This is a genomic window from Rhizobium sp. BK491 (genome assembly GCF_014194925.1).
GTDB lineage: Bacteria > Pseudomonadota > Alphaproteobacteria > Rhizobiales > Rhizobiaceae > Rhizobium.
Genome location: NZ_JACIAR010000012.1, coordinates 1 through 14,869, shown reverse-complemented (window position 1 = coordinate 14,869; position 14,869 = coordinate 1). Strand labels below are relative to the sequence as shown.

The following is a 14,869-nucleotide window of genomic DNA, read 5'->3' as shown; positions in this document are numbered from 1 at the left end:
GCATGATCCCATCAAGATATTGATGACATTCGGAATCAAGCGTACGAATTATTGACAGATCACCTATTGATTCGAAGCGAGTCATACCGCACTTTAGATATGGCGGGATAAAGTGATCTCGTAAAAGCCGGCGTTAATTGCAATAGCAAGCTACCGAGGCGCCATGTTAAACAACGATGTTCTGTTCAACACGTTCGCCCGTACTTTTGAAGCACGGCGCGAAGTCGAGATGTCATTCTCAGAATACCTGGAAGCCTGCCGGGATGACCCGCTCATGTACGCAAATGCGGCAGAGCGGCTACTGGCAGCCATGGGCGAACCACTGCTGATCGATACGGCCAAGGATACAAGGCTTGGGCGTATTTTCATGAACCGGACCATCCGGACTTATCCGGCTTTTTCGGGCTTTTTCGGCATGGAAGAGACGATCGAACGCATCGTCGCCTTCTTCCGACATGCGGCCCAGGGGCTGGAGGAGCGCAAGCAGATCCTCTATCTGCTCGGGCCTGTCGGCGGCGGCAAGTCATCGCTTGCCGAGCGGCTGAAATCCTTGATGGAAGTTCATCCCATCTATGTGCTGAAGGCCGGAAACGAGCTGAGCCCGGTCTTCGAAAGCCCGCTCAGCCTGTTCGATCCCGTCACCATGGGGCCGATGATCGAGGAGCGCTACGGCATTCCACGTCGGCGTCTGACCGGGCTTATGAGCCCCTGGTGCCTCAAGCGGCTGGAAGAGTTCGAAGGCGATATTTCCCGCTTCCGCGTCGTCAGGATACAGCCCTCAAGGCTGCGGCAAATTGCCGTCGCCAAGACGGAACCGGGCGATGAGAACAACCAGGACATTTCCTCGCTGGTCGGCAAGGTGGATATCCGCAAGCTCGAAAGTCTCGCGCAGAATGATCCGGATGCCTATAGCTACTCCGGCGCATTGAACCGTGCCAACCAGGGCATTCTCGAGTTCGTCGAAATGTTCAAGGCGCCCATCAAGATGCTGCACCCGTTGCTGACGGCGACGCAGGAAGGCAATTACATCGGTACGGAAAATATCGGTGCGATACCCTTCTCCGGCATTATCCTGGCGCACTCAAACGAGTCGGAATGGCAGACATTCAAGGCCAACAAGAACAATGAGGCATTCATCGACCGTATCTGCGTGGTGAAAGTGCCTTATTGCCTCAGGGTCACCGAAGAGCAGAAGATCTACGAGAAGCTGATCGAGGAATCCGAGCTCAGCGACGCGCCCTGCGCGCCGTCGACCCTGGAAACTCTCGCCCGCTTCACGGTTCTGACGCGGCTTTCCAAGCACGAGAATTCGACCGCCTTCTCCAAGCTTCGGGTTTATGACGGCGAGAGCCTGAAGGAGACCGATCCGAGAGCGCGCAGCGTGCAGGAATATCGCGATACGGCCGGTGTCGATGAAGGTATGGATGGGGCCTCTACCCGTTTTGCCTTCAAAGTGCTGGCGGCGACCTTCAATTACGATACGACAGAAGTCGGTGCCGATCCGGTGCATCTGATGTACATGCTGGAGCAGGCAATCCGCCGCGAACAGCTGCCGCTTGAAACCGAGAAGCTCTATATCGAGTTTATCAAGAGCGAACTCGGACCACGCTACGCGGAGTTCATCGGCAACGAGATCCAGAAGGCCTATCTGGAATCCTATTCGGATTACGGACAGAACCTCTTTGATCGCTACGTCGACTATGCCGACGCCTGGATCGAGGATGTGGACTTCAAGGATCCCGATACAGGCCAGCTTCTGGACCGCGAGCTTCTCAACCAGGAGCTCACCAAAATCGAGAAGCCGGCCGGCATCGCCAATCCGAAGGATTTCCGCAACGAGGTCGTCAAGTTCTGCCTGCGGGCGCGAGCGAGCCACGGCGGCAAGAACCCGTCCTGGACCAGCTACGAGAAGATCCGTGAAGTCATCGAAAAGCGGATGTTCTCCCAGGTCGAGGACCTTCTGCCCGTCATCTCGTTCGGTTCCAAGAAGGATGGCGAGACGGAGAAGAAACATGGCGAATTCGTCGAGCGGATGGTCGCGCGGGGTTACACCGAACGGCAGGTCCGGCGCCTTGTGGAATGGTACATGCGTGTGAAACAGGCGGGATGAGCCACCAAGGAAGAAGGAATGCACATTGTTGACAGACGCCTGAACCCAGGCGGAAAAAGTCTGGAAAATCGTCAACGATTTTTGCGAAGAGCAAAAGCGCTGGTGCAGAGAGCGGTCTATGAATCCTCTCAAAATCGCGACATTCAGGACATTCTGAAGGGTGGCGAAGTCAGCATTCCCCTGGATGGAACCGAGGAACCTCGGTTCCATCGTGGCCCAGAGGGTCTGAAGGAACATATTCTTCCCGGTAATAAAGACTTCATCGAAGGTGATGTTCTGCCGCGGCCAGAAGGTGGCGGCGGCAAAGGTCGCGCCGGTGGTGACGGCTCCGGGGAGGATGCCTTCCGCTTCATCCTGACGCGGGATGAGTTCCTCGATCTCTTCCTCGATGATCTCGAATTGCCCGATCTTGCCAAGCGGCGGTTGATGTCGGCGGATCAGATCAACCCGGTGCGCTCAGGCTATTCGGTGACGGGATCTCCCGCCAATCTCGCCATCAACCGCACGATGCGGCTTGCGATGATGCGCCGCGTCGCGCTGCATCGCCCGAAGCCGGAAACGGTCGAGAAGCTCATCGAGGAGGCCGAGGAGTGCACGGACGAGAAGCGCCGCGCACAGCTCGAAGAAGAGATCAAGAGGCTGGAATCGAAGGTCCGGCGCATTCCCTATATCGATCCGATCGACATTCGCTATCGTCGTTTCGAGAACGAGCCGAAACCGGTGGCACAGGCCGTTATGTTCTGTCTGATGGACGTCTCCGGTTCGATGACCGAGCATATGAAGGATCTCGCCAAGCGCTTCTACATGCTCCTCTATATTTTCCTGACCCGGCAGTATCGTCGTGTGGAGATCGTCTTCATCCGCCACACTGACGTCGCCGAGGAGGTGGACGAGGAGACCTTCTTCCGCAGCCCTGCAACCGGTGGCACCCAGGTTTCGAGCGCGCTCGAGGCGATGCGGCGGATCGTGCGTGACCGCTTCCCGGCGTCCGACTGGAACATCTACGCCGCCCAGGCGTCGGACGGCGACAACGCCTATTCAGACAATGCGACGACGGCAGCGCTGATGACGAGCGAGATCCTGCCCGTCTGCCAATATTTCGCCTATCTCGAAGTGGGGGAATCGCGCAGCGTCGCAATCTCGTCCGGCTCGGCGATCTGGTCGCTCTACGAACGGCTGCAGGCGGGATGGCCGGTGCTTTCCATGCGGCGTGTCAGCGATCGCAGCCAGATCTATCCGGTCTTCCACGATCTCTTCCAGCGCCGGACGGCGGAAACAAGGAGCGGATAATGGCAAAGAAGGCATCGATGGAGCGGCTTTTCGAAGGTGCGGACTGGGATTTCGCCACCATCCAGCGAATTCACGATGCCTGTGAGAAGATCGCCGTCGGCGAACTCGGTCTCGATGTTTACCCCAATCAGATCGAGATCATCACTGCCGAGCAGATGCTTGACGTCTATTCCTCGATCGGCATGCCGCTGTTCTACAAGCACTGGTCCTTCGGCAAGCATTTCGCCCATCACGAGGCCTTCTACCGCAAGGGCCTGCGCGGCCTTGCCTATGAGATTGTCATCAACAGCTCGCCCTGCATCTCCTATCTGATGGAGGAGAACACGGCGACGATGCAGGCGCTCGTCATCGCGCATGCCGCCTTCGGTCATAATCATTTCTTCAAGAACAATTATCTCTTCAAGCTCTGGACCGATGCCGAAGGCATTCTCGATTATCTCAACTTCGCCAAGAGCTATATCGCGCGCTGCGAGGAGCGCTACGGTCACGCCGCGGTCGAGCGCACGCTGGATGCCGCGCATGCGCTGATGTCGCATGGCGTGCATCGCTATGCGGGCAAGAAGACGCCGGACCTGCGCGACGAGGAGAAGCGCGAGCGCGAGCGGCGCGAATATGACGAGAAGATCTTCAACGATCTCTGGCGCACGGTTCCGGCCGGGTCTGGCAAGAAGACCCATGATCTCGATCTGGAGCGCCGGCGTGCGCTGGCCGGTCTGCCGCAGGAGAACATTCTCTATTTCCTGGAAAAGATGGCGCCGCGGCTGAAACCCTGGCAGCGCGAGATCATCCGCATCGTGCGGCATGTCGCGCAATATTTCTATCCGCAGAGCCAGACCAAGGTGATGAACGAGGGCACGGCGACCTATGTGCACTATCGCATCATGACGCGGCTGCACGAGCTTGGCGGCATTGGCGACGGCGATTTTCTAGAATTCCTGAAATCGCATACCAACGTGGTTTTCCAGCCGACCTTCAACGATCCCCGTTATTCCGGCCTCAACCCGTACGCGATCGGTTTTGCCATGATGCAGGATATCGAGCGCATCGTAACGAAGCCGGAGGAAGAGGATCGCCAATGGTTCCCGGAAATCGCCGGCACCGGCGATGCCATGGCAGTGTTGCGCGATCTCTGGGCCAATTATCGCGACGAGAGTTTCGTTGCGCAGTTCCTCAGCCCGCACCTGATGCGCAAGATGCGCATGTTCCAGCTGACGGATGATCCCGAGGAGGAAGAGGGGCTGAGGGTTGCAGCCATTCATGATGAGCGCGGCTACCGGCGTATCCGCCGCGAGTTGTCACGGCAATATGATGTCGGCTGGATCGATCCGCATATCGAGATCGTCGATGTGGATCTTGCCGGCGATAGGCGGCTGCTGGTCAAGCATACGGTGCTGAACGGCGCGATGCTCGACGACATGGATGCCAAGCGCGTGCTGCAGCATCTGGCCGATCTCTGGAGCTACGACGTGCTGATGCAAGAGGTCGATCGCTCGGGCGCGGTGCTGCGCGATCATCTTGTGCATCCACGGTCTTCGGCGCTGGCGGCGTAAACACCTCTATCCCCGTTTTATGTCTTCGGCAGCCGGTGGTGGCCGCTCACCTGCATGCCATCCTCAGGCTGCAACTTCAGAAAGCCGGGTATGCCGAGCAGCGGGATGACCGCCATTAGCAAAAATGCAATGTGGAATTTTTCCGGCGTCAGCGGCGATCCATCCAAGGTCACCAGCCCCAGTAGCATGGCGGCGACGGAGACGCCGAAGCTGACGCTCAATTGCTGCAGCACGCCGCCCAAGCTGGTGGCGCGGCTGAGCTGTGCCGCCGGGGTATCGGAATAGGACAGCGTGTTGGACGTCATGAATTGACCGGCCCGCGCCAGCCCGAAGATGAAAACATAGACGATGATGAACCAGTGCGGCGTGTCGGGCGTGATCAATGCGAAGCCGGCGACGACGGCGGCACCGAATACGGCGCTCCAGGTGAGCATGCGATCGAAGCCATAGAGCTTCAGCAGTTTTGCCGAGACCGGCCGCACGACAAGCGCGCTCAGGGCGCTGACGAAAGTCAGCGTGCCCGAGACGATCGGGCTCAAGCCGAAGCCGACCTGCAGCATCAGCGGTAGCAGGAAGGGCACGCCATTAAGCCCGACACGACAGATGCCGCCGGCAAGGGTACCGATGCGGAAGGTGCGCAGCTTGAAGAGGGTGAGATCCACGGCTGGCGACGCCGCCGTTTTTGCGTAGCGGATGAAACCGACGAGCAGCAGACCCGCTGCAGCAAGCGTGAGGACAATAGCCCAGCCGGGGATCGTCGGCCGGCCGATATTTTCGATGCCGTATTGCAGCAGCACGCAGCCGAGGCCGACCATGACGAAGCCGGGAAAATCGAATTTGATCGTCGCGTCGCGTTCGGTATCCTCGACATAGCGCAGCGCCATGGCCATGCCGATCAGCCCGAAGGGCAGGTTTACCCAGAAAATCCAGCGCCAGGACAGATAGGTCGTCAGGAAGCCGCCAAGTACCGGGCCGATGACAGGTCCCATGACGGCTGGCAGGGTCATGTAGGTCATGGCGGTCACGAGTTGGCTGCGCGGGAAGCTGCGGATGAGGATGAGGCGCCCGACCGGCGTCATCATCGCGCCGCCAAAGCCCTGCAACGCGCGCGTGGCGATGAGCATCGGCAGGCTGGTCGCCAGCCCGCAGAGGATCGAGCCAATCGTGAAGATGAAAAGGGAAAGCGTGAAGATGCGCCGGGCGCCGAAGCGATCCGCAAACCAGCCGCTCACCGGAATGAACATGGCAAGCGTTAGAATATAGGTCGTGACGGCCAGATTCATGCGAAGCGGCGTCGTATCGAGGCTCTTGGCGATATCGGGAACGGCGGTAATCAGAATGGTCGAATCCAGCTGCTCCATCAGGAAGGCGACGGCGACCACGGCGGGGATGATGTAGCGCAGGCGAGGATTGCGTTCGACCGCAAAAGTCTGACCCTGCGGATTGGGATCTATCGAATCCATGGAATGTAACGGCTTTCCAACGCCCAGCTGGGGACCGGCGCGTTTGACGATTTGCATGGATCCGGTGATCCACCGGCCATCGGAATCGTTGCCTATATGAGCATCATCCCGGGCGCGGTGCAACAGGAACACGGCCTCTTGAATTCCCGGAAATCCATTTGATCAGTTGGTCGATGGGGGAGAGGGCAATGTCCAGCGTGCCTTGTCGAAGACGATCGCGGTTCGGAGCTGCTCCGGCGAGGTTCTGCGCAATTCCAGCTGCAGATTGAAATTGTTGTTGCTCTGGAATTCCTTGAAGAAGGCAAGCTTGGCGCCGAAGGCTTGCAGCGTCACGTCCTGCAGCTTGCCGATTGTCTCGAGCGCGGCCTGAAAGTCCAACCAATGGGTCTCGTTCAGCAATAGGACGACAGTATCGACAAAAGTGCCGGCAACGGCCTTTCCGTCGTCATTGTCCGGCATGATGACCTTGATGCGGATGGCATCGATTTCACCTGATGGTTTGCCCCTGGCGATGATGAAGAAGGAAGCCGCCTTGGGATCGCCATAGGCGCCCTTCTGAACGGCATAGCTGCACTCCGAAGTGCCGGTCCCCAGCTCGCTTTGCCGCCATTCGCCCACGGATAGGCCGAATTTCTGGAGATCAGCGCAAAGCGTCTGGCCCGATATCCGCCAGCTTCGCACGAAGGCACTCAGCAGCGCGTCGATAGGCTCGTCCAGTAGATGGGATCTTTTCTTGACGAATGGCTTGGCGGTGACGGTCGCCGGCTTGACGCGGACGCTGCTTGATGCCGGGGCTGATGTCTTTGGCGCCGCTGCCGGAGGCGTGGCTGCATGAGATGGCTGCGGTTCCTGCACGGGCGTAGTCGGCGCTGCTGCGTGTTGTTCCGGTTTCGGAAAAAGATTGAGATGATAACGATCATCCAGCGCTCGCAGATTGCGCATATCGTTAGCCAGGAGCGCGGTTGCGAGGATGATCGAACCGATGACAACGGCGGCAATCCAAAAGACAGCTCTGCTTTTCTTGCGAGGTGGCGCCACCGACATGGTTCAGATCACAGCTACTCCCGAGGAAACTTACTTGCTGCAATAACTGTATGTTGCGCAGCCATGTTCATGGCTACAGCATATGCGTTTATGAACGATTGATCATTCTAATGTTTCTTTGTCAATTCATGATGTTGCTCAAAGCAGACCGCGATCTTGGGCAGCCGGTTTTTCTGGCTTTTTGCATGTTCTTGTCGCAGAACCGCAGCACGTCCCTGTGTAGTCTGTTCTACGCGAAATATGCCTTGAGTGCCTTGACGGTGGCGGCATCCGTGCGGCGGGCCGATGGCGCCGAGAAGCCAAGGGTGATGGCTCGCTCATCCGTCTCGGAGACGGGTGCCGAGCAGGAGGCATGGATCTCGCTGATCTGCAGGTGCGGCCATAACTGGCCGACCGTCGCAAGCGTCACGCCGGAGCCAGGCATGACGGAGATGCGACCAGCGGCGGCTGCAATCGCCTGTTCGAGCACGGCGAGCCCTTCCGCCGCGGTCTTTGCGCCGCCGGATGTCAGGATGCGTTCGAAGCCGAGGGAGATAGCGACATCGACGGCTTCCTCGACGTCGGGCACCAGATCGAAGGCGCGGTGCAGCGTCTTGCCGAGGCCTTCCGCATAGGCGGTGAGAGCCGAGAGCGTGTCAACATCAAGTCGCCCATCGGGCAGGGAGGCACCGAGCACGACGCCTGCCAGACCGACGGTCCGCGCCGCATCGATGTCGCGCTTCATGATGTCAAGTTCATCCGCCGAGTAGACGAAGCTGCCGGCGCGCGGACGGATAATGGCGTATGCCGGGACGGGCATCCTCGCCGCTGCGGCCATCAGCCCGGCACTCGGCGTCAGCCCACCAAGAGGAAGCGCGCTGCAAAGCTCGATGCGATCGCCGCCGCCCTCGACAGCGGCCTTGAGGCCGGCAATATCTTCGACGCAGACCTCAAGCAGCATGGATGCGCTCTTCGGCATATTGCAGGCCCAGCAGAGCGGCACCGATGAGACCAGGTTCCAGCTTGCACTCGCTCGGCACGACGAGAGGCCGGCCGAACTTGCGCAGGATGCGGGCACGTACTGCCTCGTCCAGTCGTACCAGGAGCGGTTCGACGTTGGAAAGGCCGCCGCCGACGGGTACGATGGTCGCGCCGGTTATGTTGATGGTCAGCGCCAGCGGCGAGGCGACCAGATCGACCATTACGTCGATCGTGCGTTCCGCGCGGCTTTCGCCCTTCAGCCAGTCGCCGATGATCTCTTCGCTGGAAAGTTCCAGTCCGTGAAGCGTCTTGTGCAGGCGTTCGATGCCGCGGGCGCCGCCGACCGTGTCGACGCAGCCCCTCTGGCCGCAGCCGCAGGGATAGGCGGGAATGGCAACCGGCGGATTGCCGGCAAGGGAGGCGATGATCGGGCCGTGGCCCCATTCCCCGGCAAAGCCGCCGGCTGCATTGACCAGCCGGCCATCAGCGACAAGGCCACCACCGACGCCGGTGCCAAGAATGGCGCCGAACACGATGCGATGGCCACGGCCTGCGCCCGACATGGCTTCGGCCATGGCGAAGCAATCGGCATCGTTGGCAATCAGCACGGGATAGCCGAGTTCCGCTTCGAGGTCAGCGGCAAGGTGTCGGCCGTGAATGCAGGGAATATTGGCGCAGGTGAGTGCCTGCGTATCGGGATCGACGACGCCGGCGATCGAGAAGGAGAGGCAATCCGGCTTGTCTTGCGCCTCCGCGATCACGTCGTGCAGGGCGGCAACGAATTCGACGAAGTCATGCCTGGGCGTCGGGCGCCGTGCCAGCGGAACGATATCCGTCATGGAGCGGGCGATGCCGCCTTTGATGGCGCTGCCGCCGATGTCGAAGGAAACGATCATGAATGCCGACCCGCTGGAAACATGGCGCACTTGCTCGCACCCTTTGCCGGTCTTTGCAAGATCAATCCGGTGCGGGCCAATCCTTCCCGCGTGGGCAGTCGTCAATCCGTTGTCGGAAGCGGCAAGGTGATTCTTGCTTCGAAGCCATCGGTCCTGCCGGCCGCCGGCGAGAGCAGATCGAGATGACCGCCGATCTGGCCAACGATGCGCTCGACGATCGACAATCCCAAGCCTGAGCCCGCCGCTTTCGTCTTGCCGCGCCAGAAACGCTTCTTTAGGCCGGCAAGCTCATGGGCGGACAGCACGGCGCCGCCATTGACGACGCGGACGGTACGATCGTCAACGCTCACGGTGACCTCGTCATCGGCCGGACCGTGGATCAAAGCGTTTTCGATCAGATTGCGCATGACGATCGCAAAGGCATCGATATCGACATTGCGGATCAGTTTCCCGGAAGTCTCGTTTTCCAACAGGACGCGGCCCGCCGTGCCGGTATCGCGGTTGTAATCGCCGATGACCGTTTCGATGACGGCCGTAAGATCGGCCGGTTTGTCGCCGGTGCCGATACCGGCCTGAGCACGAGAAAGCTGCAGCAGCTTTTCCGCCAACCGGCTGAGATTGGAGAGAGATGTTTCGATGCGGCCGGCGCGTTCCGCCAGTTGCCCTTGCGGCAGTTCGGCGATCAGCCGCTGCGTCTGGGCAAGCGCTCCCGCAATCGGAGTGCGCAGTTCATGGGCGCTGTTGGCGGTGAATTCCCGCTCCGCTTCAAGGGCGAGCCGCAGGCGTTCGAGCAGCAGATTGACGGAGCGGGCGATCGGCTGCAGTTCGAGCGGCAGCGTTTCGCTCTCGAGCGGCGCCATGTTGCCGCCGTCTTTGGTGGCGATCTCGGAGCGCAGGCGGTCGATCGGCCGCAGCGATCGGCCAACGATGATGCCGATGGCGATGATGCTCGCCGGAATGAGCGCCAGCAGCGGCCAGAGCAGCGCGACGCCGCTCTCGCGCAATGCCTCGCGGCGATTCTTGAAGGCATCGGCGACATGCAGGAAGATCGTCCCATCAGCCGAGGATTCGGTATAGATCCGGTATCGTGATGTATTGTGGAAGCCGATTGCCAGCGGCACCTCATAGGCGGTTGGAGGCGCATCGTGGGAATGCAGGATGACCTTGCCGTTCCCATCGAGCACTTGGTAGGTCAGATATTCGCGGTTCAGCCCCTTGTTGAGCGCTTCCAGGCTCTGGGGATCGCCGGAATGGTCGCGGTTGGCGAGATCGTCGAGCACCAGCGGCAGTAGACGCTCGGCGGTTTCCTGCAATGCGCCGTCGAAGGTTTCCGAGAGTTCCTTGTTGACGACATAAACGCCAATGCCGACCGCGATCAGCCAGAAGATGACGACCGTGCCGGTCAGCGCAGTGATCAGACGCCGGGTGATGCTGGCGCGGCTCGCGGTTTTGGCCTCACTCATCGTTCGCCCAGGCAATAGCCGACACCGCGGGCCGTCTTTATGCGATCCTTGCCGATCTTCTTGCGCAGGCGGCTGACATAGACTTCCACCGTGTTGCTCTCGATCTCGGAGCCAAAGGCATAGAGCGCTTCCTCTATCTTGTCCTTGGAGACGATGGCGCCCGGCCGCGTGATCAGCAGGTCGAGCACGGCCCATTCCCGGCCGGTCAGGATGACATCCTTGCCTGCCAGCTTGACGCGGCGCTGCGGTTGATCGATTTCCAGGTCGTCGAAGCGCAGGGTCGGCTGCGGGCTGCCCGCATACCGTCGGGCAACCGCCAGGATGCGGGCCGTGAGTTCGCCGAGATTGAACGGCTTGACGAGATAATCGTCGGCACCGCTGTTCAGGCCCTCTATCCGGTCGGAAATCTGGTCGCGTGCCGTCAGGATGATGACGGGGGTTTCATCCGGCCTGCGGCGCAGCCGCTTCAAGAAATCGATGCCGCTGCCGTCCGGAAGTTGCAGATCCAGCAGGACGAGGCCGTATTGCACGGCGCTGGTGACCTCTTCCGCATCGGCAAGGTTCTTGACCCAATCCACAGCGTGAGGCCCTGCCGCGATATGGTCGCGAACCGCACCGCCGATCGTGTCGTCGTCCTCCACCACAAGAATGCGCACCTGCACCTCTCAACCGTTGAACGTACTTCAGTTAATGCCGACGAACCTATCGGGTCAATAACGGCTGAAATAAGCCATGACTGGATGCACAGTTCATGGCTCGCTGACACAGCGAAAACGTTCCCGGTACCTATGGACAGACAGAAACGCGATGGTTACTTGTGCGGAGAACGAGGCGGCACGGGTGTCGCCGGAGGCTATCGGAGGATATCGGTCATGCTGAAGGGAATTTCACCGCTGTTGAATGCGGATGTGCTCTACGCACTCAAATCCATGGGGCATGGCGATATGCTCGCTGTCGTCGACACGAACTTCCCCGCCGAATCGGTGGCAAGCCAGACCGTTCTGGGCGAGCTGCTGCGTATCGACAACGTGTCGTCTGCCGAAGCGGTTGCGGCGATCCTGTCGCTAATGCCGCTCGATACTTTCATCGATGATGCGGCGGCACGCATGGAAGTGGTTGGTGCGCCGGATGAGGTGCCGCAGGTGCAGCGTGAAGTTCAGGCCGTGATCGACAAGGCCGAGGGCAAGCATTGGCCGCTGACGCCGGTCGAGCGTTTTGCCTTCTATGAGCGTGCCAAGGATGCCTTTTGCGTCATTCAGACCGGCGAGCGCCGTTTCTACGGTTGTTTTACCTTGACCAAGGGCGTCATCCCGCCGGAAGCTGAGTGATCAGGCACGCTTGATCCGGATGGCGGCAAGGGCGCTGTTTCGATAAAGGAAGGCGATGGCGAGAAAGCTGGATTCCCAGGGACGGCTTGATGATGCGGCGCGAGCCGGTTGGCTCTATTATGTTGCCGGCCGCACGCAGGACGAAATCGCCGTCGCGATGGGAGTATCCAGGCAGTCGGCCCAGCGGCTGGTGTCGCTTGCCGTCGCCGAGCGGCTGATCAAGGTCCGGCTGGACCATCCGATCGCCGTCTGCATGGAATATGCGGCAGAGCTCAAGAAGAAATTCAATCTGCGGCATATCGATATCGTGCCGAGCGATCCGGACAGCACATCCTCCACCATCGGCATTGCCGAAGCGGGTGCTGCCGAAATCGAGCGCTGGCTGCGGCGGCCCGAACCGATCGTGCTGGCGATCGGCACGGGGCGCACGCTGAAGGCTGCGGTCGATCAGCTGCCGGCGATCGAATGTCTGCAGCACCGGGTTGTGTCGCTGACGGGCAATATCGGCCCCGACGGTTCGGCCGCCTACTACAACGTCATCTTCAGCATGGCCGATGTCGTCAAGGCGCGGCATTTTCCCATGCCGCTGCCGGTACTGGTGTCTTCCGCAGAGGAGCGCGAACTGTTGCATGCGCAGGCACTGGTGCGCTCGACGCTCGATATCAGCGCGCAGGCCGACGTTACCTTCGTCGGCATCGGCGAGATGGGTGTCGAGGCGCCGCTCTGTCTCGACGGCTTTCTCGAGAGAGACGAGATGCTGGCATTGATGGATCGGGGCGCTGCCGGCGAGATCTGCGGATGGGTTTTCGATGGCAATGGCAAGCTCATGCCCGATGATGTCAACGAGCGCGTCGCCAGTGCGCCGTTGCCGTCGCGCGATACCTGCAGCGTCATCGGAATCGCCAAGGGCCGGCGCAAATTCGAGGCAATCAAGGCGGCCGTCGTCGGTCAGCAGATCAATGGTTTGATCACCGACGAGGCAGTTGCCGAATTTTTGCTCAAGGCGTGAGCAAAAAATTTAACTCATAAAAACAAAAGGATAGGCTACTTGCTCGGCAATGCAGCAACGAATCTGCATTGACATTTTGTCGCAAGAAGTGAGTAATTGCCCACGAGCAAAGCGAATGCTCATTTTAATCTTCTGGGAGGAAGATATGAAATTGAAAACTTTACTGCTGAGCGCCTGCTCGGCCTTGATGTTCGCCGGCCTGGCATCTGCCGAAACCCTCACGATTGCGACGGTCAATAACGGCGACATGGTCCGTATGCAGAAGCTTACGGACGATTTCAAAGCCAAGAATCCCGGCATCGACCTTCAATGGGTCACGCTCGAAGAAAACGTATTGCGCCAGAAGGTTACGACCGACATCGCTACCAAGGCAGGCCAGTACGACGTGCTGACTATCGGCACCTATGAAGTGCCGATCTGGAGCAAGCTCGGCTGGCTTGCCTCGCTCGACAAGCTTTCCGCCGACAAGAACTATGACGTGGATGACCTTCTCCCGGCCATTCGCAGCGGTCTGACCACCGGCGGCAAGCTTTATGCAGCACCGTTCTACGGCGAAAGCTCGATGGTGATGTACCGCAAGGACCTGTTCGAAAAGGCCGGTCTTAAGATGCCGGACGCACCGACCTGGGACTTCGTTGCCGATGCGGCCCGCAAGGTCACCGACAAGGACCATGAAGTCTACGGCATCTGCCTTCGCGGCAAGGCAGGCTGGGGCGAGAACATGGCGTTCCTGACGGCGATGTCGAATTCCTTCGGCGCTCGCTGGTTCGATGAGAAGTGGAAGGCGCAGTTCGACCAGCCGGAATGGAAGAACACGCTCGACTTCTACGTCAAGCTGATGAAGGATGCCGGCCCTCCGGGCGCTTCTTCCAACGGCTTCAATGAGAACCTGGCCCTGTTCCAGTCCGGCAAGTGCGGCATGTGGATCGACGCGACCGTTGCTGCCTCCTTCGTTTCCGATCCGAAGGAATCGAAGGTCGCCGACAAGGTCGGCTTCGCCCTGGCGCCGGATAAGGGCCTCGGCAAGCGCGGCAACTGGCTCTGGGCATGGAACCTCGCCATCCCGGCTTCCTCGAAGAAGACCGAAGCGGCGGAAAAGTTCATCTCCTGGGCAACCAGCAAGGAATACACCAACCTGGTCGCGCAGAAGGAAGGCTGGCTGAATGCACCTCCCGGCACCCGCACCTCGCTTTATGCGAATGCGGACTACCAGAAGGCAGCACCTTTCGCCAAGATGACGCTCGACTCGATCAACTCGGCTGATCCGACGCATCCGACCGTCAAGCCGGTTCCCTATGTCGGCGTCCAGTTCGTTGCTATCCCTGAATTCCAGGGCATCGGCACTGCTGTCGGCCAGCAGTTCTCGGCTGCTCTCGCCGGCCAGATATCGGTCGACCAGGCTCTGAAGGCTGCCCAGCAGCTGACGGAACGCGAAATGAAGAAGGCCGGCTACCCGAAGTAAGGGCCTTCGAAGCTAAGGAAAGCAGCGCACCCTCTCGAGCACTGCTTTCCCCTAGGCCGCCGAGCGCCGAACTGCCCTTGGCGGCCCTTTTGTTTCAGCCGGTCCGCGGCCACCCCCTCCTTTAAAGATAGGTCGGTACTTGCCATGGCAACGTTGCACACCCGTTCCACCGCACGCGTCATGATGGCGCCTTCGGTTTTGCTCCTCTTCGCTTGGATGATCGTCCCGCTCGTGATGACGATCTATTTCTCGACGCTGAACTACAATCTGCTGAATCCCGGCACGCATGATTTC

General features: G+C 59.8%; 12 protein-coding genes and 1 pseudogene. 7 read left to right on the top strand and 6 right to left on the bottom strand.

The annotated features are described in order from the left end of the window. The first annotated feature begins 163 nt into the window (after window positions 1-163). The 3 genes from FHX05_RS27515 to FHX05_RS27505 are packed head-to-tail and all read left to right on the top strand — an operon-like array spanning window position 164 to window position 4,950. The gene (locus FHX05_RS27515; protein WP_112335236.1) at window positions 164-2,110 is read left to right on the top strand and encodes a PrkA family serine protein kinase; all 1,947 of its coding nucleotides are present in this window, start codon (window positions 164-166) and stop codon (window positions 2,108-2,110) included. 18 nt (window positions 2,111-2,128) lie between these two features. Further along, complete coding sequence (locus tag FHX05_RS27510) at window positions 2,129-3,400, top strand: YeaH/YhbH family protein (RefSeq protein ID WP_112335235.1); 1,272 nt, start codon at window positions 2,129-2,131, stop codon at window positions 3,398-3,400. Beyond that, on the top strand, window positions 3,400-4,950 hold the full coding sequence (locus FHX05_RS27505; RefSeq protein ID WP_112602965.1) for a SpoVR family protein: 1,551 nt from the start codon (window positions 3,400-3,402) through the stop codon (window positions 4,948-4,950). Before FHX05_RS27510 ends, FHX05_RS27505 begins: the two co-directional genes overlap by 1 nt. A gap of 17 nt (window positions 4,951-4,967) precedes the next feature. On the opposite strand, the gene FHX05_RS27500 is transcribed toward FHX05_RS27505, so the two are convergent. The 6 genes from FHX05_RS27500 to FHX05_RS27475 form a co-directional block, all read right to left on the bottom strand. After that, on the bottom strand, window positions 4,968-6,413 hold the full coding sequence (locus tag FHX05_RS27500) for an MDR family MFS transporter (RefSeq protein ID WP_183875914.1): 1,446 nt from the start codon (window positions 6,411-6,413) through the stop codon (window positions 4,968-4,970). Window positions 6,414-6,575: 162 nt separating this feature from the next. Beyond that, window positions 6,576-7,457, bottom strand: coding sequence for a DUF6030 family protein (locus FHX05_RS27495; protein WP_183875841.1), 882 nt, complete (start codon window positions 7,455-7,457; stop codon window positions 6,576-6,578). A gap of 229 nt (window positions 7,458-7,686) precedes the next feature. Continuing rightward, window positions 7,687-8,397: a copper homeostasis protein CutC gene (locus tag FHX05_RS27490; protein ID WP_183875839.1), complete on the bottom strand. Its 711-nt coding sequence runs from the start codon at window positions 8,395-8,397 to the stop codon at window positions 7,687-7,689. Further along, complete coding sequence (locus tag FHX05_RS27485; protein WP_183875837.1) at window positions 8,387-9,313, bottom strand: ROK family protein; 927 nt, start codon at window positions 9,311-9,313, stop codon at window positions 8,387-8,389. Before FHX05_RS27485 ends, FHX05_RS27490 begins: the two co-directional genes overlap by 11 nt. Window positions 9,314-9,414: 101 nt before the next feature. Beyond that, a complete protein-coding gene (locus FHX05_RS27480) occupies window positions 9,415-10,776 on the bottom strand; it encodes an ATP-binding protein (protein ID WP_183875835.1) in 1,362 nt (453 codons plus the stop codon). Then, window positions 10,773-11,432 carry a response regulator transcription factor gene (locus FHX05_RS27475; protein ID WP_015341212.1) on the bottom strand — a complete coding sequence of 220 codons (660 nt, stop codon included), beginning with the start codon at window positions 11,430-11,432 and terminating at the stop codon, window positions 10,773-10,775. The genes FHX05_RS27480 and FHX05_RS27475 overlap by 4 nt, the downstream gene beginning before the upstream one ends. A gap of 216 nt (window positions 11,433-11,648) precedes the next feature. On the opposite strand from FHX05_RS27475, the gene FHX05_RS27470 reads away from it, so the two are divergent. The 4 genes and pseudogenes from FHX05_RS27470 to FHX05_RS27455 all read left to right on the top strand — a co-directional run. Further along, the gene (locus FHX05_RS27470; RefSeq protein WP_015341211.1) at window positions 11,649-12,104 is read left to right on the top strand and encodes an RbsD/FucU family protein; all 456 of its coding nucleotides are present in this window, start codon (window positions 11,649-11,651) and stop codon (window positions 12,102-12,104) included. Window positions 12,105-12,159: 55 nt separating this feature from the next. Continuing rightward, entirely contained in the window at window positions 12,160-13,113 is a 954-nt protein-coding gene (locus tag FHX05_RS27465) for a sugar-binding transcriptional regulator (protein WP_112602951.1), read from the top strand. 145 nt (window positions 13,114-13,258) lie between these two features. Further along, window positions 13,259-14,575 (top strand): sugar ABC transporter substrate-binding protein, encoded by a 1,317-nt coding sequence (locus FHX05_RS27460; RefSeq protein ID WP_183875833.1) that lies wholly within the window; start codon window positions 13,259-13,261, stop codon window positions 14,573-14,575. A 144-nt stretch (window positions 14,576-14,719) separates the two neighbouring features. Beyond that, window positions 14,720-14,869: pseudogene (locus FHX05_RS27455) on the top strand (sugar ABC transporter permease); the annotation flags it as partial.